Below are 22120 nucleotides of genomic sequence, written 5' to 3' on the forward strand. Positions count from 1 at the left end.
AGTTCCTGCCCTCTGGATGCTTTCTTTTGTTCATTCAGAGTGTATACACATTATTTCAATAACCACAGTGCCGGCACATTGGGCGGTTCCCAGCCAGTCAGCGATGTATGCGGCTGACGACAGATGTAGGTTTTCCCTCCGTAGGCCACTTCGTCGTTGACTTTGTAGCTGACATTTGCCGCCCAGGGCTGCGCACCGCTTTGCGGAGCAGTTGTCACACTGATGATGGTACCTGCCGACACATTTCCGGCTGCATCCTTAGCCGTCACGGTGAATGAGTAGCTCGTATTAGCCGTCAACCCGTTAATCGTAGCGGACGTTCCCGCTGTATTAACGGAGCTGGTTCCGTAGGTGACTATGTAGCCTGTTACACTGACATTGTCAGTGGAAGCATTCCAGCTTAAGGAAACGCTTGTTGCCGTCTTGGCTGTCACTTGAACATTGCCCGGGGCCGTCGGAGGTGTTGTATCTCCCCCCGTACTTGGGGGATCGGTTGTCACGGTAAGCGGCGTGCTGGCTGCGGATTGGTTGCCTCTCGCGTCAACCGCCTTGACCGTGAAGGTATAGGATGTGTCCGGTGTTAAACCTGAAATCACTGTACTGGTCCCGGTCACGCTGACGGATTGGGAACCGTAGTACACGATATAACCTGTCACTCCCACATTATCCGTGGATGCCGTCCAGCTTAAGCTTACGCTCGTTGCAGATTTGGACATGGAGGTCACATGGGTCGGAGCCGTTGGCGGCTGCGTGTCCGGCAACGGCGGACTTAAAGCATCCAGATAAGCGCGATGACTGTTCGAGAATTCAAAATTGTTGAATTTATCCCAGTTGACGGACCAGGTCATAAGACCGCGGAAATTCGGATAGCCGCTTACGCTTCCCCGGGTTTTATAGCTCGGCAGCTGGACGCCTTTAATCAGTGCATCCAGCGCCTTGTGTACTTCCGCAACCGAAGTAAAACCCCCGCCTGCATTGACGTTGGCCGGCAGCCCGAGCACGACTTGGTCCGGACGCAGCGGTGGAAACATCTGATTCGGGTTTTTGGCAACAGGGAATCCGGTTAAGATCATATCTGCCATGGCAACGTGAAAATCGGCATTTCCCATATTATGATACTGATCGTCCAGCCCCGTAATCGGACCCGAGTTATAGTTCTGAACCTGCAGCCAATCAAGGATATCGCGCGTGGCATAAATAACCGGCAGATAAGCTCCTGCGCGGTTGTCACAGCTGATGCAGCTGCCTCCGTAGAAGCTATAGCCAAGCTGTACAAAAAACGTTTCAGGCGCCATCGTTAAATAAAACGGTCCCGTTCCAAAATGGTTATTAATTGTGCGCAGGGCGGAGATCAAGTTGACGATGACCGGCGTGGTCGGGTTCTTGAAGTCGCTATCCCCCGAATTAAAATAAAGCGAATGGCCTTCGAAGTCCACGTCCAGTCCATCAAATCCGTATTTTTCGATGATTGCGATAACGGAGTTCACGAAATTATCCCTGGCCGAAGTGCTGGGAAGCTGTACCTGCCCGTTTGCACCTCCTATGGAAATGATGACCTTCTTCCCCTGACTTTGAAGATATGCAACATCTGCTTTGAAGTCTGCCTCCGTATAGTTGTAAGGAATGAAGCCGATAGTTCCGTTGGTTACACCGGATGTTGGTTCAGCAAAAGATACGTTGATGATGTCGAATTTGGGAGATACGTCCCTAAGCTTGATGAAACCGGATCCGTTATCGAAGTTATGCCAATAGCCGACAAGGGTTTTACTTGCCACAGCCGCGTGTGCTTTGGGGATATGAATCGCCGTTACCTGAAGAAGCGATAAGACCACCATAACCATCAGTGCCTTAATCCATGATGATTTGCGATGCATAAAGCGATTGACGAGCATCCTGAGTATTCCTCCTTCACAACCAAATGATAGCGTTCTCAAATCACCCTTAAAAAGAGTTGCATTCAGCGATCCCCCTTTCTTACCCGATTAAGGCGATCAGGACATTAGGGATCATATGTTTATATATGGTAATAAATTCTGGCTGAAAACGAATAATTCAGTGCCAGGCAGGAAATCCTAATTCGCGGCAACTTCATTAAAATAACACTGAGGAGATCTGTTCATGATCAAACATTTGAAGGATATCGGGCTCGGACTGGCTGTCTTAATCCTGATTGCAGGCTGTACGCCAAATAACCAGGTAAATCAGCAGCAAGTTAGCCACAAACCCTTAACACAGAAGCAAGTGAATCCTGCTCCGGTCCAAATATCGTCCCATACACGCAATGCTCAACCAAAGCCACTCTCCACCACCACACAAGCATCTTCCACTTCGACTTTTTGGATGAATGCTTCAAGGTTGTCGGCTAAAGGAACCCAGGACGAGCTCCCATCGGAGCTGCTTGATCTGCTCCAGCCAGGAACCAATAATCCAGCAGGACAAGCTCCGGCTCCGGCAAATAACAATGGAGAACAAACGTCAGACAGGAGTGGTGCAGGAAACAATAAGGGAAATCAGAAAGACTCCTCCCAATTCGCTCAGCAGGTATTGGACCTGGTTAACAAAGAACGATCCAAAGCAGGACTTGGCTCTTTAACCATGGATGAAGAGCTGTCCAAGATGGCTATGGCGAAGGCTGAGGACATGTATGATAACAATTACTTTGACCACAATTCCCCGACGCACGGGTCGCCTATGGACATGATGAAGGAATATGGAATCACCTATAACTCCGCTGGCGAAAATATTGCCAAGGGACAGACCAGCCCTTCTCAAGTCATGAAAGATTGGATGAACAGCCCGGGCCATAAAGCCAATATCTTGAACAAAAGCTATACCAAGATTGGCATTGCTTTTTACAATAACGAATGGGTTCAGGAATTTACCGGTTAACACTTCAGAAGCTAAAGCCTGGTCGATATGACCAGGCTTTAGCTTTTTATTTATCGTGCTTAAGGTGCCGCCCTAGGTAGCTGCCCCTGAGGCGGGTATATCTCAACGTGCATAGAAGGATCGACGTTTGGGCTCCGGTGGTTATTTAGTGGTTGCTGCCGTTTACAGCAGAAAAAATGTATGATAAATTAAGTTATATCTCACCAAGCAATATATAGTTTCATCTAGTGAAACTAAATTTAATCTTTGTTTTTAATCTCTGAACTCATTTTGAATGTAGGAGGAATAACCATCGAAGATTCAATAAAAAGCCAAGTGCAGCAGCAATTTGCCAAGAACGCTGGAAAATATGTAACAAGTCAAGGGCATGCCAAAGGTGAAGACCTGTCCCTGCTGGTCTCTTGTTCCCAGGCGGATCAGACGATGGAGGTGCTGGACATCGCAACCGGAGGTGGACATGTGGCTAATGCCCTCGCTCCACTTGTCCGCCGCGTAACGGCCTTTGACTTGACGGAGGAAATGCTGACAACCGCCGCTGCTTTCATTCATGGAAACGGCCATACCAACGTTGATTTCGTGCAAGGGGATGCGGAACAGCTGCCTTTCGAGGATGCTTCTTTTGATCTGGTAACCTGCAGGATTGCGGCCCATCATTTTCCGGATGTACCTGCTTTCGTGCGCGAGTCCCTTCGCGTGCTCAAACCCGGTGGTAAAATCCTGCTTATCGATAATGTCGCTCCGGAAAAAGAGAATTTGGATGAATTCTATAATGAAATAGAAAAACAAAGAGATTACAGCCACGTCCGTGCATGGAAGAAATCGGAATGGATTCATCTTCTGGAGCTCACTGGCTTCCGCACAGAAATGGCCGTGACTTTCCAGAAGCCCTTTCAATTCCACGACTGGTGCGAGCGATCCGGGCTGGCTGAGGAGGAGAAGATTCTACTGGAGCAGAAGCTGCTTCATGCTTCCGAGGAGGCACGGCACTACTTCTTGGTGCGAAGCGATAAGACCGGTGCTGTCTCCGGTTTTACCGGTGAGTCCATCTATATTCAAGCGAGCCGCTCTTCTGTACTGAACTGAGCTCCTACGCACAATATATATTTTGACAGAAAACCGCCATGTCCAGCATAGGCGGTTTTCTGTGCTGTGCCGATCTCCCGAGTCATAATTCATATAAATGCTATTGACAGGCATCGCGAGTAGCCTTACAATAACCTGAGAATGATAATCATTATCGATTTTATATCCAACACACTCGATTGAAATGATGATTGTTCAAAATACATAGCTTTTTTGGGGGAGAATCATTTTGAAAAAATATTTCACACTGTCCATCCTGCTAGCCCTTCTGCTTTTAAGCGCTTGTGGCGGTCAAGCAAACAGCACCAATACAGAAAGTAATGAAAGTAAGCCCTCCGAAGAAATCTCCTCTTCGAAATCCGATACCTTTACTTATCAATCGGAGAACGGGCCCGTAGAGGTTCCAACCAATCCACAGCGTGTCGTTGTGCTTACCCGATTCTTGACGGGGAATGTGATGGCCCTTGGAGTACCCCTCGTAGGCGTAGACGAAATGTCCAAAACAAATCCTCAGTTCGAGGAAAAGCTGAAGGATATTGAGGTGGTATCCGACGAAAGTCTGGAGAAAATCATCGAACTGGAGCCGGATCTGATTATCGGTCTATCCAGCATTAAAAATATCGATAAATTCCAAGAAATAGCTCCTACCGTAACCTATACCTATGGAAAAGTTGATTATTTGACACAGCAGGTCGAAATCGGCAAGCTGTTGAACAAGGAAAAAGAAGCACAAGCCTGGGTTGACGATTTCAAAGTCCGTGCTCAAAAAGCCGGAGAAGAAATCAAAGCCAAAATCGGTGAAGATGCAACAGTTTCCGTCGTGGAGACGTTCAATAAACAGCTCTACGTTTATGGATTTAATTATGGTCGCGGAACAGAGATCCTGTATAACGAATTCAAGCTTGCCATGCCGGAGAAAGTAAAGGAAGCTACAGCAAAAGACGGCTATTTCACTTTGTCGTCCGAAGTACTGAAAGATTACTTCGCTGACTATGTCATCTTCAGTAAAAACGCAGAGGAAGACACTTCCTTCCAAAATACGGATATGTACAAGAACATTCCGGCAGTCAAAAACAACCGTGTATTCGAAGTCGATGCCAAAACATTCTACTTCAATGACCCGTTAAGCCTCGAATATCAACTGGATTTCTTCACCCAACATTTCCTCGGCAAATAATCGCTCCCCCCGCATCCTGAATCACACCGAGATTTAGTTATACTCGCATAACATCGAAGGACCTGTCTGTTATGGACAGGTCCTTCTGTTATTTTCTTTCTGTTACTTTCGTTTCAAGCATAAGCATTTACAAATAATCGATACTGTTTAACACCAAAATCACTCCGGCAATACACAATACCCACGATAACAGGGAACCGGAGCTTTCGGCAATCTTCACACGCAGCTTCTCCAGCGGTCTCTGCATCACGCGGCCTAATACAAGGTGTAATCCGAGCAAGATCAATGGAGGAAGCACCATCACCATATTATAAGCAGCCAGGATCGGAACCCATTGAACCGTGTTCAATTGGGCGGTAGTCATTAGCCCGATCGCTGCAAAATAAGGAAGCGCGGTGGCCACCTCAATGAGTGAAGTGGTGAAACCTAGCCCGATCATGGCGCCGAAGCTTTTTGATTTCGGGCGGCGCGGTTCGGATTTCTTTTTCGTAGGAACATAAAAACTCGCAACAAACAGGACTCCACCGAGAATGGCCATCATCCAGCTGACCGTTCGATTCTGAAAGATATCGGATATCGATTTCATGACAGCACCCAAGCCGAGCATGAGCGCAGCTCCAACCAGGAAGTAGAAACCGGCCACCGTAACCAAGTAAACACCTAAACGGGAGATGAGTCGATCGCGCTCGGTCAGAAGCAAATACACCGTTACCCCCAGCGCGGCCGGGCTTAGCATATCCAATAGTGACAATACCCCAATGGATAGCAGCAGCTCCAGTGTCATGATGTCTCCCCCCTCTCCGTTTGTTGTTCTTCCTTGCGCGTTACATAAATATCAAATGCCCGTTCCATAAATGCAAGAAGCTCTTGTTCTATTGGGTATAACCCCATCTGCTCGGACTGATCCGGTGATTTACGAATCTCCCACAACTTGTCCACGAAAGAGTCCTCTTCTTCAAAATGCTCCAAGCGTTTCTCATCCATGCGCCGTACAATTCTTTGCACATCGGGCGAATCCGGAGAATCCTCCATCAGCCTTTTGAGCTGACCTAACAGAGCGATCCATTCCAGCGAGTCGGGATCTGCACTGTTCATGTTAGGAAGCAGACTCAGCATTTCCACCTCACGTTCATCAAACATTTGATTGCGGAACGATTGTTTTAGCGATGGATCTTGTCCTGATAGCTGGATTAATTTCTGAATAACCGCCCAGCTCGTCTCGCCTTCCACCGCAATGCTGTGGAGTACTGCTCGTAAAGCCGATTCCATCTGACTCAGCTTCCTTTGTTCCTTATGAACAAAGTCTAACTGATTCATGAGACTGGTAGACCAATTCCACTCCCGGCTCGAGATCATATCTGATATTTCCTGCAAGCTGAAGCCCAGCTTCTTCAGAAACTGAATTTGCTGCAGTTTCCGCAGCTCCGCATCGCTATATATCCGGTGCTTGCCCGGTGTTTTGGAAGCAGGAATCAATAAACCAATCTGATCATAATAGCGCAGTGTTCTCACCGTAATTCCCGTCTGTTTTGATAACTCCTGAATAGGAATCGAATTCAACCTCAACACCTGCTTTCCTCCATTCATCTTATGAACTTAACTATATAAGATGACGCTGCGTCACTTTCAAGCAAATTCTCAAAAAAAGTTATCTTTATACACAAAAAAAGCCTGATTCGTCAGGCTTAACTCATCCAGTGCATCCGATGGAAGATGGAATATTTATTTCGATTTTAATATTTTCGTTCTGCTCAGTCCGATTAAATAGAGTCCGAAGGGAATCACCAGCAAATGAAGAAATGCATAGCTTGCCCACACTTGCTGAATGATGTTAGCAACATAAACGGTGTTGATATACGTATTCCAGGCCACAATGATAAAGAGAACAGATAACGGATAGATTAAGTGGTTCTGCTCCTTCAGCCTGAATACGGTTTTTATTCCATGAAGGATGGAGAGGAACAGCAGCGAGATTTTGATAAAAAACGTAAGCACCCAAAGCGTAATCAAGATACCTTCCACGCGTTGAAAGAAATTCCCGACGTTAATCGTCTTCGCTAATGCAAAGGCCGGGAACGTGCTGTTCTCCGTTTGTTCGATCCCAAGAATGAGCACGCTGAGCAGGACCGTGACACTTAACACGATGCCGCCTGCAACAGCTCCCCACAGCAATGCCTTCTCCCCCTTCCGCTCACCCTTGACCAGAGGGAGGAACACCATCAGTACAATCAGCTCCTGAAACATAGAGGAGTGAAATCCGGCATTGGCAACGGGAATCCATCCATCCTCAAGTATAGGCTTGATATGATTCCAATCAATCTGGGGAATAAGTGAGAGCAGAAGGACCATAAACAGAAACACAATCCACGGAAACATCAATTCACCCACCCGCGCTAGGATGATGATGCCCATTCTGGCGCACATGATGGCCGCAATCAAGAACAGAATCTGAATAGCTTCGATTGGTGTCTCCGGCATCATTTCGCTGGTTATAAAAAAACCTAAATTGCCAAGCAATGTTCCCGTAAGTATCAAAAAATAAAAAAGATAAATCAGTGACATGGCCTTGCCCAGGATTTTGCCCAGAACCAGCTCATTCATTTGAAAAATCGTTTTACCAGGGTATAGCCTTGCGATAGCAATATACAGCACAACCATAAGGATATTTATCAACAAACTGCACAAGGAGGCGATCCACGCATCCTCCCGTGCAGTATGCGCTAAACCAGAGGGTGTGACCAGAATCGAGGTGCCAATGGTCAAGCCGAAGGTTAATATAAAAAACTGCCGTGCCGCGATTCCCTTGTATTTTATCACGTGCGACCATACCCTTCTTGTTATGAAATCAGCCTGTTCAATGGTTGCATCATGATGCTGATCCAATCCAGCGGCCGAAGCTCAGTGAGCTCCAGCATGTCCCCGATTATCGCAAGCAGCGTCAATCCCCATACGGCATAAAATACGATCATATCCCGAAGAGAACGCAGCCGAATCAGATGCCTTGTTTCCGTGACCACAACAATCAACAGAAACGTTATCAATACAAAATGCCAATTCACTTCTCATCGACCTCCTGATTTAAGGGTTGAATGATGGACCCGATCCGCCGGATCGCGACATGGGAGTGCACATCGATGCTCATCGATTGGAAGCTCTCTCCCCAGTGACTTCTGTACGTTTTCCATACCTGGGGATATTTCCGGTGCAGGACTTCACCAAGTGCAAAAATATCGGCTCCATAACGCTGTTGAACATCCTTAACATGTTTCTCGATGTTTTCGTTATATTTATCCTCGATGCTCCTCTCCAATGCTTCTATGGCCGAAGGCTGATAGATATCAATTGGACATTGAACGGAGTTGATATCCGCTTCTATCTCCATTTTGACGGAAAATCGAGGAATATTCTCAGCGCTCAGCATAACATCAAGCGATGTGTCTGCCCGGTTTACCGTGAAGCCAACAATCCCGCCGCTCGGACATGACACATATCCAACGGTGGACTCGACTCTGTTAAGAACGTAATTCACCGTTTTGCTTGGTGGCTCCCCAAGCCATCCCACCAGCCGATCCCCTTTGAATACACCTAATCCCGCATGCTGAAGGAGTGTAGAGGGACTGATTTTTTTTACATTCTCCACGGACTGGCCTTCCGCCGAACTTCCGTTTAATTGAACCCCGGACAATATCGGATCTGAACCGCTTTGCTTTAATTCGGTAACAAACTGCTGCAATGTAACTTTCCCCGTGGCCGCCCATTTTTTTTCCGATATCAGAATGGAGGAATAGAGCGAGTTCGCAGGGATATATTCGAATGGCGTCACCACCTCCAAAATCTCAGAGGCATTTCCATTCTTGGCTATCAGCATGAAGAAGTCTGTTCGCAGTTGATGATTTCGGGATATGTAATCAAGCACATCGCTGACCCCTTGCCGCGCCAGATCTTCCCCCAAGACCAATACGCGGACATGGGACAGATACAGCATGCGGGGCGCCATGCTTAACATCCGCTGAAGGGCGTCAGGTACCGTTTTTCCTACAGACTTGTAAGTGACCACAGGAAGACTTCCAATGGATCCCCCACTCTTCGTTGCCAGCTCGCTGGAATTGAGCACTTGCGCGGATACAGCGTAACCGTCCTTATGCGTGTCGATTCCAAGTGCCATAACAACAGCCAGCTCATTCAGTTCCTTTCGGCTCCAGCATCCCGATGTGATGATCAGGCTTGTCATAAGCAGGACTGATAGTATTGTTCTTCCCAGCATCCACAACCTGTCCCATCTGTTTAAAGTAGAATCCCCATGCCCATTTCTTAACTGCAGATCAAGATTTGGCTTTGCCCATATACTTCTTCATATTGTGACGGGATAATCGGAGCAGTGCATCCTTCTGGCTCCTCCATCGTATGGGTGCAAAGGAGGTCATGTACGGAACTCCCATCGACTGCAGGCTGCACAGGTGCAGTGCCAGGACAATCAGGCCGATAATCATGCCATACAATCCAAAAGACGCCGCAATCGCCATCAGGCCAAATCGCAAAATCCGGACAGAAATCCCTACATTAAAGGCCGGCAGCGCAAAGTTGGCTATGGCCGTAATGGATACTACAATAACCATGGCGGCCGATACCAAACCTGCTTCCACAGCAGCTTGTCCGATAACCAATGTCCCTACGATCGAGACAGACTGGCCGATTGATTTGGGTAACCGAATGCCGGCCTCGCGCAAAATCTCAAATGTGATTTCCATAATTACCGCTTCAACAAAGGCTGGAAAGGGAACTCCTTCCCGCTGTCCAATCAAGCTAGTCAACAAATTGGTCGGCAGCATTTCCTGATGAAAAGTGGAGATTGCAATATACAACGAGGGTGTAAGAAGGGCAATACCGAAACATAAATATCGGAGCAGGCGAACCAGGCTGGCAAAATCCCATCGCTGGTAATAATCCTCGCTCGATTGAAAAAATTGCACAAACAATGCCGGAACGACCAGAACAAATGGGGTTCCTTCCACAAGAATCGCTATTCGACCTTCCAATATAGCTGAAGCAATGACATCGGGACGCTCCGAGTTGTACACCGTCGGAAAGGGGCTGTATCGATGATCCTGAATCATCTCCTCGATATAGTTGCTCTCCAGTACGCTATCCAGCTTGATCCCATTCAGCCGTGTGCGCAGCTCGTCGAGTACCTTGGTGTCGGCCAAACCATCCATGTACATGACAGCCAGCTGAGTATGGGTATGCTCGCCTACCTTGCTCTCTTCGATGCGCAGCTTGGGACTTTGAATTCTCCGCCGAACCAAAGCCGTGTTCTCGCGAAGCGATTCCGTAAAGCCCTCTCTCGGTCCCCTGACAACCGATTGCGAGCTGGCTTCTTCAACCCCGCGCTGCTTCAGCTTTTCAGTACCCACGTAGAGTGAGGTAGACGTTCCCTCAATAAAAACCACCGTATTCCCTGACAACACGTTCTCCTCAACCTCAGGATAGGTTGTGGCTTCCCCCACCTTCCCCATCGTAATCGTGAGTTCCTTCAGCATCCTCACGCGATCGTCCGGGGACTGATTCGGCAATTCCTTAAACAACGGCGAATCCATATGAAGAGCTTCTATTAAAAAACGGGGGTCTCCCATCCCTTCAATGTAAACGATGACCGCAGGTATAGTACCCAGCATCAGCTCCCGGTAGATGATATCCCCGCTCTGCCCGAACCGGATCTTCATGTTTTCTATGAACTCTGAGATGAGAATCGGCAGCGCTTCTTGTAAACCTTCCTTGCGGGTTATGTTCTGCATCCTATACACGACTCCTCGTTTGGTACTCAAGATGAGCTCTGCCTTACCTCGGACCGTACGACCATCATGAATCTTTTTCTCTACTGTTCCCGGAGTTGGATATATTATACTTTTTGCCGCTTTAACATCCGATCGTTATAGGCCATAACAAAAAAAACGATCCGAGTATGTATGACTCGAATCGTTCTAAACGCAATCTGTCAGGTTTCTTACTCCCTGGATTCAATCTCTTTCCGGAGGCGTGCAATCATGTCATCGATAGCGCTCTCCCCAAGCTCACCCTCGCCGCGCTTGCGTACCGCTACCAGGTCCGAGTTCATTTCTTTCTCCCCCAGGACAAACGTGTAGGGCGTTTTCAGCAGACCGGCTTCACGGATTTTATACCCCAGCTTTTCGTTCCTGATGTCAACCTCCACCCGTACGCCTGTATGCTCCAGACGCTTCTTCACCTTAAGGGAGAAATCGATATAGTGGTCTGACACCGGAATAAGCATCACATGCACGGGAGCGAGCCATAGCGGAAATGCCCCGCCGTAATGCTCTGTAAGAATCCCGATAAACCGCTCGATGGAGCCGAATACCGCGCGGTGAATGACAACCGGCCGATGCTTCTGGTTATCCTCTGCGATGTAGGACAGATCGAACTTCTCAGGGAATTGAAAATCCAACTGGATGGTGCCGCATTGCCAGCTTCGCTTCAGGGAGTCGAGGATGTGAAAATCTATCTTCGGTCCATAAAAAGCGCCATCCCCTTCATTTATCCGATAAGGCAGCTTCTGTTGATCCAATACCTCCTGCAGGGATGATTCCGCCTGCTCCCATAACTCATCAGAGCCCATGGAGTCTTCCGGTCTAGTGGACAGTTCAATCGTATAATCAAAGCCAAAGACTCGGTATACCTGACTAATAAAGTCGATCACCTGTCCAATTTCATCATGGATTTGATCAGGTCTTACAAATATATGCGCATCATCCTGACAGAACGTACGGACCCGCATCATGCCACTCAGCGCTCCTGAATATTCATGGCGATGCACCTGACCGAACTCGGACAATCGAATGGGAAGCTCTCTGTAGGAATGCAGCGAGTTTTGGTAAACCAGCATATGACCCGGACAGTTCATGGGTTTCATTACATACTCCTGCTCATCCACCTTCGAAAAGTACATATTATCCTTGTAGTGGTCCCAGTGACCGGACATCTCCCACAGGCGCTTGTTCATCATCAGCGGAGTGCGAACTTCGTCATAACCGCGGTGGAATTGAAGCTCTCTTGCAAATTGTTCCAGCTCGTTACGGATAATCGTTCCTTTCGGTAAAAAGAAGGGCATTCCCGGCGCATCATCCGAGAACATAAACAGTCCCAGCTCTTTGCCAAGCTTGCGATGATCCCTCTTCTTAGCCTCTTCAAGCAAGAAGAGATGCTCTTCGAGCTGCGCCTGCTTGGGGAACGCCGTTCCATATATTCGCTGCAGCATCTTATGATCCGAGTTCCCCCGCCAATAAGCTCCGGCAACACTCATCAATTTGAAAGCCTTGATTCTGCCAGTCGAGGGCAGATGCGGCCCTCTGCATAGATCAATGAACTCTCCCTGCTCATAAACCGAAATGATTTCCTCCTCCGGCAAGCCAAGGATGAGCTCCCGTTTGTAAGGGTCGTCACTGAATAGTTGTTCCGCTTCTTCACGGCTAATTTCTCTTCGAATAATCGGTAAATCTTCCTGGACAATCTGCTGAATCTCCCGCTCGATGGCAATCAAATCATCGGTTGAGATCGAATGCTCCAGATCCATATCGTAATAGAAGCCGTCTTCGACAACCGGTCCCACTCCGAGGTAAACGGGCTTGCTGCCATACAAACGTTTAACCGCCTGAGCCATCAGATGAGCTGTGCTGTGCCGGTAAATGTTCAGTCCGTCCTCTGAATCCAGCGTCACAATACGTACTTCCGCATCCTCACAAAGTTCGTAATTCAAATCCACGAGCCTGCCATTTACTTTTCCTGCGACTGCACTTTTCCTCAGCCCGGAATGAATGGATTCCGCGATTTGTTTCATCGTCGTTTGTGCGGGATACTCCTTTTTACTTCCGTCTGCTAATGTTACTGTGATTGACATGGTTATCCCTCCATCAAATTTAGATTGAACGCAAAAAAACACACGATCCCCAAAGGGACGAGTGCGTTCGGCTCGTGGTTCCACCCTCATTTGATCCAGACCTGCAGCGCTGTGTGGCCGCGTGCTCATCGGATCCTCATTAAGACATCCGGTAACGGGGATGATTCGGTGTTTTCTACTGCCCTGTCCATAAGTAAACCTATAACTTAAGGGTTCAAAAACACAGCTACAAAGGGGTAATTCATGAAGCAAGCACGGAAGAAGCTTTCACCAATCACTTCTCTCTCTGGGCAGGTCGTTTCAAGAATCATGTCTTTGATGGTTGCTGATAGTAAAGTACTATAAGTCAGTTCTTTCCAATTGTCAATCATTCACTTTTCACTTTTCATTGACCATTTAACCAGATATCCAATACCTAAACCGACAAGAACCCCGGGCAACGCACTGCTCAGCGCTAATCCAATACCAGCCCCGATAATGACACATGCGTAAATGATGATATCTCCCTTGTTCAATCTTTCCAGCTCCCTCTTGTAAGTATTTGATCCCTCATATTCCTTGAACCAAATACAGTTTACAAGATGACGCCGCGTCGCTTTCAAGCCTTAATTTTATGAAAAAAATGAATTTCATCCTAAATGAAGCCGTAACTCTAGATGAAAAAAAAGCCGCTGCATCCAGCGACTTTCTCGCACCTCCACGACTCTGTATCCATCCCGCTACAAAGCGAATTCAACAAGGTACTGCTCACAAATGGCTTCATATCCCAGCGACCGATATAGCCGCACCGCGTTTAGGTTGTCCTCCAGAACATTCAGATACACGTCTGAGGTGACTGCTCTCCCTTCGCGGGTCAAGGCTGCAGATACCTTTTTCCCGTATCCTTGCCTTCTCCACGCAGGTTCCGTTCCTATATTTCCCAGTTCGACATAATCCTCGCTGTAGATATGGTACCCGCCAACCGCGATCAGCTCCTGATCATGCACTACGCCGTAAAAAGGATTCTGCAATTCCTCTCTTGCAAAAGCCATTGTGTCCAGCTCTGTCATTATCGACTCGATCTGCTCAAAATATGACGGCCCTAAACGAAACACAGCCTCGTCCTGTGACGGCAAATCTCCGGGATGCTGGTGTTTCATCAACCAAATTCCCTTGGGAGGTTTCGTAACATCCATCTTTAAGCTAAGAAGCGCCCATCTGTCCTTACTCACAATAAAACTTCCAACTGCACCGTCGGGAATACCCAATTCTTGCTTCATTAGGGCCAACACTGGCTGAGGCCGGAACGATTTCTGTACTGGATAAACCGAAAAGGCATTGAAAGGCAGTCCTTTCAGATAGGCTGCCACTCCCAGCAGCTCCCCATGTTCCGAGAAATGCCCGTAATGAACCGTATGCTTTTTCCGGAACGTAAGGTAAGAATAATACAAAAAATGCCGTTCTCTATTTATAGATGCCAGGATAATTTCCAGTTCTTCAGGGAAAAGTCTGCGAATCATTGAGTCGTCTCCCTGTCTCAAAAGAAGTCCAGGAGATAGGTTTGCCCTGCAGGAATCATCGATTCCAATTGGGCTGCTGCTGCTGGGTTTCCAGTTAGCCGATGAATGGCATGTAAAGCCTGTGGCCTTTTGTATCCCATAAAGAGTGCAGACAGACTCTGAATATCAGTGGACAGATCAACCGGACCCTCGTAATCTGAAGGAAGCTCCAACAGCTTCGCTCTCCCCTCTTCATTGACCGACAGCTTCCACAGACCCGCATTCCAAGGTGCTGCAGGATCTTCCACCTCCACGGTCAACTCAGCTGCATGATGAGCTTGCGCTTCGAAAGCGTACTGCTCCACGAAGGATTTCAAATCCACGATACGCGCCATGAAGTAAGGGATAATCTCCTGCGTAATCCGCGGATCTGGCAGCATGAACGGCAGCTGATCATCCATGGGCACCATCACCATGTTGACTTGTTCAATCCTGGAATCATGGTTGGCAAAAAAAGTCCATAACGCGGTTCGCGCTTCTTCATTCAGGTAAACAAACTCGTCACACACAAGTTCTTTGTCTTTTAACTCATATAACGCATATCCCGTCGGCTTGCCTTCGGCAGAGTAATACACAACGCTGTGTCCATCACCCTGCAGGACAAATCTTTTCCACCAACCTTCATCGCGCACAAGGGTACCGTGATATCGGCTGACATAGGCTTGATATATGCCATCCAGCGTAGGGATATCGTCTACGCCTCTGACAATCCGGCCAGGCATCTCCGCTTTGCGCGGGAATTTAGCTGCCGGGATGACATACTTCTTATACTCTGCGAAAAGTTCCCATCCGAATTTACGATAAAACGGGATTGAGAACGGATGCAGGAAGGACAGAGTCTGGCCGTTGTTCTTCATCTCCTGCAATGCATGCTTGAGCAATGTAGATACATGTCCCTGTCTGCGGTTCTCCGGCCATGTAGCCACACCGGCAATACCGCCCATATCAAGAATCTTCCCTTGCATATAAACCTGCAGCGGAATGATGGTCAGCTTCGCTTGCAGTTCTTCCCCATCAAAGATCCCCCAGAATCGTTCAGGCTTAAAATGCTTCAGAGAGGACTCTCTTTGCTCAGGCGTCAGCGTATATTGAAAGGCATATTCGGATAATTTCATACTGATTTCAAATTCGTCAGATCTCAATTGTCTAAGTTCCATCACAGTTTCACCTCAACCGATTATATTTTATGTAATCTGGTTAGCAGTCTACCTGCCTTGCAATTCTTTGGTCATAAACACACTGTTCGGGTCTTCTGTATAATCCGAGAAAGGCTCGCCATATTGAAATCCGAAGCTGGCATAAAGTCTTCTTGCCGGTTCAAATGCATCCATGGACCCCGTTTCCAAACTGATCCTCTTATACCCGCGGCGCTCCGCCTCTTCTATGATGTGCTCAAGGAGTCGTCTGGCAACACCCTTTCGCAAATGGGAGGTTGACGTCCGCATGGATTTGACTTCGCCATGTGTACCATTAAGCTCTTTAAGTGCTCCGCAGCCCATTAATTCATCGTGCTCCCACAGGCTCCAGAACGTAATTTCCGGCTGCTTCAATTCCTCAAGATTCAGAGCATGTATGCTTTCCGGTGGGGAATGCTCTGTCATTCCCTGCAGATGTTCACTCACCAATTGGATAATTGCGGATCCTGTAAGATCATCGACTTTTATTACCATGGGCCCACTCCTAAACTTCGTATAAATAAAATGCAATAATATCCATAATGTGGATATGTTTAAAACTTATTCTCTATAATACTAATATAGCATCGTGAATTACTTCAAGATACTCATGACAGCTAAAGTAATCATTTTTCGAACAAACTTTTTGTAAGCTACTTGACAAAGTTAACCGACTAAGATTATTATTAGCTCATGCAAAAAAGCAAACACATCACGAAAAAATAAATCAAGAACAATTCGGGAGGTAAGATCATTGTCAAAATTAAATATCGGTATTATTCTAGGTAGTACTCGTCAAGGACGTTTAAGTCCACAAGTGGGTGAGTGGGTAAAAAACATCGCGGATCAGCGTGGAGACGCCAATTATGAGATCGTGGATATCGCTGACTACAAACTTCCTTTGTTGGGCGAAGAGGATGCTACTGAACAAGCAACGGCTTGGAATACGAAACTTGCCAGCTTGGACGGCTTTGTATTTATCGTCCAAGAATATAATCACAGTATTTCAGCCTCTTTGAAAAATGCGCTCGATTACGCTCGTGAGGCATGGAACGACAAGGCTGCAGGTATCGTAAGTTATGGATCTGTTGGTGGCGCTCGTGCTGCCGAACATTTGCGTGGAATCCTGGGCGAGCTGTCTGTAGCGGATGTTCGCGTTCACCCTGCTCTGTCCCTCTTCACTGATTTCGAAAATCCATTTACACCTGAAATGGCCTTTAAGCCAGCTGATCTGCATCTCGTAAACCTTAACGGTATGCTGGATCAAGTGCTTGCTTGGAGCGGAGCACTGAAAACGTTGCGTTAATCTTTAATCCTGAAGTAAAAAGCGAGACCCGGATTTATCGGGCCTCGCTTTTTGTTGTTATGGCTTAAGAGGAATTGTCATTTCCAGATCCTTCAGATAGGTTTTATCGCCATAGCTGTTCTCTCCTTGGCCGATAACGCTCCAGTCCTTGTTGTTTACGGTGAGCGTAAACGGCTTGATGGTAATGGATTTAGGAGTTCCCTTAACCGGGCTGAACAGCTGATCGATATGGTACTCGGTTAGTGGTTTGCTGTTAAAGTAATCGAATTTTCTAGGAGTCAGAACGTTGCCTTGGTCATCTACCAGCTCATAATAGACCATGCTTGCACTGTAATTGCCCTCCTGCTGTGAAGATGCCGGCACGGCGCCCTTACTGTCCAGCACCAGGCGAGTCGACACGGGGGACATATCCAGCTGCTTGACGGTATAACTGAACTGCCCATCTGATTTCGAAACATTCGGCTTCAGGACAACAGATTTATTAGTGACACTCACAGGAATTGTGAAGTCAAAGCTCTCGTCTACCCGGGTAACACGGGTCTGAATGGTCAACTCAAACTGATCCGGCAGCTGCAGATCTTTAGTAAGCTCAACGACATACGTATTCTCCAGTCTCGGGTGGTCTCCGAAGACTCCTTCGCCCGATTTCACTTCCTGTCCGTTGACCAGAATTTTGGGTGTTTCAATGTATCCTTTCATCTGATCTTCCTTAGCAACCTGCCTCGACTTGATATAATCGCTATCGGGATTTCCAATGATCTTTGCACCCTCATCTAAGTACGGCGAAGCTGTATTCGGCAAATCTACCCCATCACGCTCCAGAACAAAGGATAGACGGGTGCCATCATACAGTAAGTCAGCTACCTTCAATGTTACACCCTCGTGAGTAACACTCAGGTTAGGCTCCGATATGATCCCTTGTTGTATAGCTGCATCGACAGCCTCATGGCTCGTTCCTTCAAAAAGCAGGCCAATCATAGGAATTTGCTTAAGGGTTGCCGCCATCGCCGGCGATACGAACCCCGTGCCAATCACGGTCCCCCCTAGTACAGCTGTAACAGATGCAACGAGTAATGTCTTTCTTAATACATTCGGTTTTTGTTTGGTTGATACTCTTGTCATGTCACGATCTCCAATCTGATTCATAATTTGATAACTCATACTCTGCTTCGGAAAATTGGATTCACGAACCATTTGTTCAATTGCATCCATCTCAGCGAATTCCGTTTGTTCCGGCAACTGTCTCATGTGCCACCGCTCCTTTTTGGCTTATTCGGTCCATCAGTTTATGGCGTAAGCGTTCATACTTCTTCCGTACCGTTGCTGATTTGAGTCCCATAATCTCGCTTATTTCCTCGAAGGTATACTGTTCTACGGCCTTCAATAGCAAGATATGGCGCTCTTCGGCTGTAAGGTAAGTCAACAGCTCGTACACAACCGACTCGTGCTGAGATATTTGCATAACCGGCTGCTGCTCTTTACAATGCTCGATCAGGTTGAGAAAACGGCTCTGCTTCTTCTTGATATTGATTAGATGATGATAGGCCATTTTGTACAGCCATGCAGAGAAGGATACTTGCCTCTTGTACTGATGAAGATGTTCATAGGCACGAATGAAAATTTCCTGTACGGCATCCTCAGTCTCCGCATGATTCTTCAGAATATAGTAGCAGTATGTGTACATCTGCCGTTCAAACTGGATAATGATCGCATGATAGGATTGTTTATCTCCTGCTTGGATCTGTTCTATGACCGCTTCAATGGCGTTCCGTTTTCCTTCCGCTTCCCCGGGGATGGTTGGCTGCAAGCGAGCTCACCTCCTTCTTTGTTTACCTATATAACAATCCCAACTTGCTATTTTGTGACACGACTTTATATTCATGAGCTGCATGATCATAGATTCATCCGTCACAATAAAATGAACCCGCCATCATATGATGGACGGGGCCTGCCGGATTAGAGCCTATTTTGGGCATATTCTGCATGACAGCACAGCTACAGCTTTGGATAATTCTTAACATAATTTAAGAATCGTTTCGTAGCCGGGGACATTTCTCTCATAGAGCTAACCGCAATCCCCAGTGAGCGAAAATAGGGCTCCTGCAGCTCAACTAGGCGTATATTGCGTCGTTGCCCGCGCAGGACCAGTTCCGGAAGAATACTGATGCCAAGCCCCTTCTCCACCATGGCCATAATGGCATAATCATCTCCAACGGTATATTTAATATCCGGCTTCGTTGAGGCTCTCTCCAATACGCGATTCACATCATCGTCGGAGCCTTTGCTGGGCATGATAAACGGCTCATTCTCAATCTGAGATAAACGAATCGAGGCCTGTGAGCTAAGAGGGTGCTCCATGGGCAGCAGCACCAGCATCGGATCTTGATGCAGCGGCATCGCATCGAATACATCCCACGTTGGAAGCGAGAGAAAGCCGCAGTCAATCCTGCCCTCTGCGATCCAATCCTCAATCTCCCGATAGTCTCCTTCTGCCAAACGAATCTCGATATGGGGATAATCCTGTTGAAAATCCTTAATAATACTCGGCAGCCAGTGCACAGCAACACTTGTGAAGGTTCCTATATGAATGGTACCCAGTTCGATTCCATGAATAGAGGCCACTTTTTGATCCAGATGCTCATTCCACTTCAATATTTCTCGTATCGTCTTTACAATCTCCTCGCCATTGGTCGTCAGCTTCGTTCCAGAACGGCTGCGAATCAACAGCGTGAAACCAAACTCATCCTCCAGGCTGTTGATCATATGACTGACACCGGACTGCGTAAATCCCATCGCTTCGGCGGCTTTTGTCAGGCTTCCCAGCTCGACAACCTTCATCAATACTTTAAATTTATTCATGCTCAAGGGGGATTCCTCCAGATGGATATTCCATTAGATTTACTCATGTTTATCATAAGAAACATTCGTTTTACTTGTCTATTGTACGTGAGTATACTGATTCTGTTCAATCATTAGAAGGAGGAAATAGACTTGAAACCGCTGAAGGCCGATCTTATGATTTTGTTTATCACCATTTGTTGGGGCTCGTCCTATCTTTTTATGAAAATGGGACTGGATACACTAGGAGAATTTAACTTGATTGCCCTGCGATTTGGATTGGCCTTTATACTTGCAGCAGCCATTTTTTACCCCCGCTTGCGCCAGGTTAACTTGAGGACCATTCGTTATGCCATGCTTCTGGGCTCTATCTTGTTTATTATGTTCACAGCGCTTACCTTTGGCTTGAAGACAACGACAACATCCAATGCTGGATTCCTGATCAGCTTAACGGTAGTGTTTGTACCCTTAATACATACGTTCCTATTTAAGAAGAAAATAGAGAAGAAACTGATCGCAAGTATCCTGTTGGCTTTAACAGGTATTGCCCTCCTGACGATACAGCTTCCTTTTACGTTTAAAATCGGAGACCTGTTCTGCATAGCGGCGGCATTATGTTATGCCCTTCACATCAATGTGGTAAGCTCGGCCGCACAGAAGGTCGATACACTTAGCCTTGGCATTCTGCAGCTCGGATTTACCGGCTTGTATGCGTTTGTCATGTCGTTTATCTTGGAAACTCCGGTATTGCCAAGCACAACCCATGGATGGATCGCTATCCTTGTGCTCAGTGTGGTCTGCAGCGCCTTAGGCTTTATCCTCCAGACTATCGCCCAGAAGTACACAACCGCTACACGAACCGGACTCGTATTCTCATTGGAGCCTGTGTTCGCAGCCATGTTCGGATTCTGGTTTGCTCATGAGATCATGAACTCCGTTCAGTACTTTGGCGCAGCGCTTGTGTTTCTTAGTGTTGTCATAGCGAGTGTTGAAGTGAACACGTTGAAGCGTTCCAACATGAGGAACAGACCCCGTATTAAGAAAGAAAACACTGCCGCTTAAGCAAGGACCTCTCTTGATTTATGTTGCAATCATGATAGAATAGCAAAAAAACCTTGACTTCTTACGCAAAAATCTATATCTTTATATCACGGCTTAACTGATGACGATATCAGTTATGCAGGAACGTGATTAAAGGGGAGTAGCTGTCACAGCAGAGTCGTCATTACGGGATAATTCCCCGGCTTTGTTGGCAACTTTACGTTGTTTGCGAGACCTTTACCACACACACTGTGGTGAAGGTCTCTTTATTATTAGAGACCTTCACCTGCCGGTGGAGGTCTTTTTATGCCTTCAATACTACAACAAGGAGGAAGTTGCATGGAGCTTTTATTGGAGTATGGGTGGGTACTGTTAGTACTCATCGCACTGGAAGGATTGCTGGCGGCAGATAATGCGCTTGTCCTTGCCATTATGGTAAAACACTTGCCAGAAGACCAGCGTAAGAAAGCATTGTTTTACGGATTGCTCGGAGCTTTTGTATTCCGTATAGGATCGCTGTTCTTAATCTCGTTCCTGGTAGACGTATGGCAGGTACAGGCCATCGGCGCACTTTATCTTCTCTACATCTCGATCAATCACACCCTGAAGCACTTTATCAAAGGTAAGAAACCGACAGAAGATGCTAAGCCGAAGCCGGACAAGCCTAAGAAACAATCCGGATTCTGGATGACCGTATTCAAGGTTGAAGTGGCAGATATCGCGTTTGCCGTCGATTCAATCCTCGCAGCTGTCGCACTGGCTGTAGCATTGCCGGCAAGCGGACTGCCGAATATCGGAGGTCTGGACGGAGGTCAATTCATCGTCATCTTCCTGGGCGGATTTATCGGTTTGATCATTATGCGTTTTGCTGCCTCCTACTTCGTCAAGCTGCTTCAGCAGCGCCCGGGACTTGAAGTTGCAGCATTTCTCATTGTAGGCTGGGTCGGAGTCAAGCTGGCTGTCATCACCCTTGCCCACCCTGATGTCGCCCTCATCGATCATCACTTCCCAGAGAGCTCAATTTGGAAAGCATCGTTCTATATTGTTCTTGTTCTGATTGCCGTCATCGGATGGTTTGGTTCATCGAAACAAGAAGTACAGGATGAGGATAATGCAATTAAAGAAGTGGAAGACCAACAACCTGGAAAAACATTTCAAGGATAA

Annotated in this window: 21 protein-coding genes; 6 read left to right on the top strand and 15 right to left on the bottom strand. The window is 47.2% G+C overall.

Going from position 1 to position 22120, the window contains the following annotated elements:
• Nucleotides 1-50: 50 nt before the first annotated feature.
• On the bottom strand, nucleotides 51-1892 hold the full coding sequence (locus tag M2277_RS13880) for a fibronectin type III domain-containing protein (protein WP_280754979.1): 1842 nt from the start codon (nucleotides 1890-1892) through the stop codon (nucleotides 51-53).
• Nucleotides 1893-2118: 226 nt separating this feature from the next.
• Between M2277_RS13880 and M2277_RS13885 the strand changes: the two genes are divergently transcribed.
• The 3 genes from M2277_RS13885 to M2277_RS13895 all read left to right on the top strand — a co-directional run bounded on the left by M2277_RS13885 (nucleotide 2119) and on the right by M2277_RS13895 (nucleotide 5149).
• The gene (locus tag M2277_RS13885) at nucleotides 2119-2889 is read left to right on the top strand and encodes a CAP domain-containing protein (RefSeq protein ID WP_006209962.1); all 771 of its coding nucleotides are present in this window, start codon (nucleotides 2119-2121) and stop codon (nucleotides 2887-2889) included.
• Between the two features lie 291 nt (nucleotides 2890-3180).
• A complete protein-coding gene (locus M2277_RS13890; protein ID WP_040680642.1) occupies nucleotides 3181-3972 on the top strand; it encodes a class I SAM-dependent methyltransferase in 792 nt (263 codons plus the stop codon).
• Nucleotides 3973-4201: 229 nt separating this feature from the next.
• Nucleotides 4202-5149: an iron-hydroxamate ABC transporter substrate-binding protein gene (locus M2277_RS13895; protein WP_006209960.1), complete on the top strand. Its 948-nt coding sequence runs from the start codon at nucleotides 4202-4204 to the stop codon at nucleotides 5147-5149.
• Nucleotides 5150-5276: 127 nt separating this feature from the next.
• Here the strand turns inward: M2277_RS13895 and M2277_RS13900 are convergent, their stop codons facing one another.
• From M2277_RS13900 to M2277_RS13950, 11 genes are all read right to left on the bottom strand, one after another.
• Entirely contained in the window at nucleotides 5277-5933 is a 657-nt protein-coding gene (locus M2277_RS13900; RefSeq protein WP_006209959.1) for a GAP family protein, read from the bottom strand.
• On the bottom strand, nucleotides 5930-6715 hold the full coding sequence (locus tag M2277_RS13905) for a MerR family transcriptional regulator (RefSeq protein WP_006209958.1): 786 nt from the start codon (nucleotides 6713-6715) through the stop codon (nucleotides 5930-5932). Before M2277_RS13905 ends, M2277_RS13900 begins: the two co-directional genes overlap by 4 nt.
• 156 nt (nucleotides 6716-6871) lie before the next feature.
• A complete protein-coding gene (locus tag M2277_RS13910) occupies nucleotides 6872-7966 on the bottom strand; it encodes a GerAB/ArcD/ProY family transporter (RefSeq protein ID WP_006209957.1) in 1095 nt (364 codons plus the stop codon).
• Between the two features lie 20 nt (nucleotides 7967-7986).
• Entirely contained in the window at nucleotides 7987-8208 is a 222-nt protein-coding gene (locus tag M2277_RS13915) for a hypothetical protein (protein ID WP_006209956.1), read from the bottom strand.
• The gene (locus M2277_RS13920; protein WP_280754980.1) at nucleotides 8205-9413 is read right to left on the bottom strand and encodes a Ger(x)C family spore germination protein; all 1209 of its coding nucleotides are present in this window, start codon (nucleotides 9411-9413) and stop codon (nucleotides 8205-8207) included. Before M2277_RS13920 ends, M2277_RS13915 begins: the two co-directional genes overlap by 4 nt.
• A gap of 58 nt (nucleotides 9414-9471) precedes the next feature.
• Nucleotides 9472-10941, bottom strand: coding sequence for a spore germination protein (locus M2277_RS13925; RefSeq protein ID WP_280754981.1), 1470 nt, complete (start codon nucleotides 10939-10941; stop codon nucleotides 9472-9474).
• A gap of 209 nt (nucleotides 10942-11150) precedes the next feature.
• A complete protein-coding gene (gene thrS, locus M2277_RS13930; protein WP_280754982.1) occupies nucleotides 11151-13058 on the bottom strand; it encodes a threonine--tRNA ligase in 1908 nt (635 codons plus the stop codon).
• Nucleotides 13059-13429: 371 nt separating this feature from the next.
• Nucleotides 13430-13573: a hypothetical protein gene (locus M2277_RS13935; RefSeq protein ID WP_280754983.1), complete on the bottom strand. Its 144-nt coding sequence runs from the start codon at nucleotides 13571-13573 to the stop codon at nucleotides 13430-13432.
• Nucleotides 13574-13777: 204 nt separating this feature from the next.
• Entirely contained in the window at nucleotides 13778-14557 is a 780-nt protein-coding gene (locus tag M2277_RS13940) for a GNAT family N-acetyltransferase (RefSeq protein WP_280754984.1), read from the bottom strand.
• 17 nt (nucleotides 14558-14574) lie between these two features.
• Nucleotides 14575-15753, bottom strand: coding sequence for a GNAT family N-acetyltransferase (locus M2277_RS13945; RefSeq protein WP_280754985.1), 1179 nt, complete (start codon nucleotides 15751-15753; stop codon nucleotides 14575-14577).
• Between the two features lie 48 nt (nucleotides 15754-15801).
• Nucleotides 15802-16266 carry a GNAT family N-acetyltransferase gene (locus M2277_RS13950; protein WP_063479363.1) on the bottom strand — a complete coding sequence of 155 codons (465 nt, stop codon included), beginning with the start codon at nucleotides 16264-16266 and terminating at the stop codon, nucleotides 15802-15804.
• A 259-nt stretch (nucleotides 16267-16525) separates the two neighbouring features.
• Here M2277_RS13950 and M2277_RS13955 point away from each other — a divergent pair, with 259 nt between their 5' ends.
• Nucleotides 16526-17077 carry an NADPH-dependent FMN reductase gene (locus tag M2277_RS13955; RefSeq protein WP_036638265.1) on the top strand — a complete coding sequence of 184 codons (552 nt, stop codon included), beginning with the start codon at nucleotides 16526-16528 and terminating at the stop codon, nucleotides 17075-17077.
• A 57-nt stretch (nucleotides 17078-17134) separates the two neighbouring features.
• Here M2277_RS13955 and M2277_RS13960 read toward each other — a convergent pair whose 3' ends face one another.
• From M2277_RS13960 to M2277_RS13970, 3 genes are all read right to left on the bottom strand, one after another.
• Nucleotides 17135-18325, bottom strand: coding sequence for a DUF4179 domain-containing protein (locus tag M2277_RS13960; RefSeq protein ID WP_063479362.1), 1191 nt, complete (start codon nucleotides 18323-18325; stop codon nucleotides 17135-17137).
• A complete protein-coding gene (locus M2277_RS13965; protein ID WP_006209946.1) occupies nucleotides 18291-18884 on the bottom strand; it encodes an RNA polymerase sigma factor in 594 nt (197 codons plus the stop codon). The genes M2277_RS13960 and M2277_RS13965 overlap by 35 nt, the downstream gene beginning before the upstream one ends.
• Nucleotides 18885-19072: 188 nt before the next feature.
• Complete coding sequence (locus M2277_RS13970; RefSeq protein WP_036638272.1) at nucleotides 19073-19942, bottom strand: LysR family transcriptional regulator; 870 nt, start codon at nucleotides 19940-19942, stop codon at nucleotides 19073-19075.
• Nucleotides 19943-20068: 126 nt separating this feature from the next.
• On the opposite strand from M2277_RS13970, the gene M2277_RS13975 reads away from it, so the two are divergent.
• Both M2277_RS13975 and M2277_RS13980 read left to right on the top strand, forming a co-directional pair.
• Nucleotides 20069-20977 (top strand): DMT family transporter, encoded by a 909-nt coding sequence (locus tag M2277_RS13975; RefSeq protein ID WP_063479360.1) that lies wholly within the window; start codon nucleotides 20069-20071, stop codon nucleotides 20975-20977.
• Nucleotides 20978-21295: 318 nt separating this feature from the next.
• Entirely contained in the window at nucleotides 21296-22120 is an 825-nt protein-coding gene (locus M2277_RS13980; protein WP_006209941.1) for a TerC family protein, read from the top strand.

This window comes from Paenibacillus sp. LBL, from assembly GCF_029893715.1.
Lineage (GTDB): Bacteria > Bacillota > Bacilli > Paenibacillales > Paenibacillaceae > Paenibacillus_AQ > Paenibacillus_AQ glucanolyticus.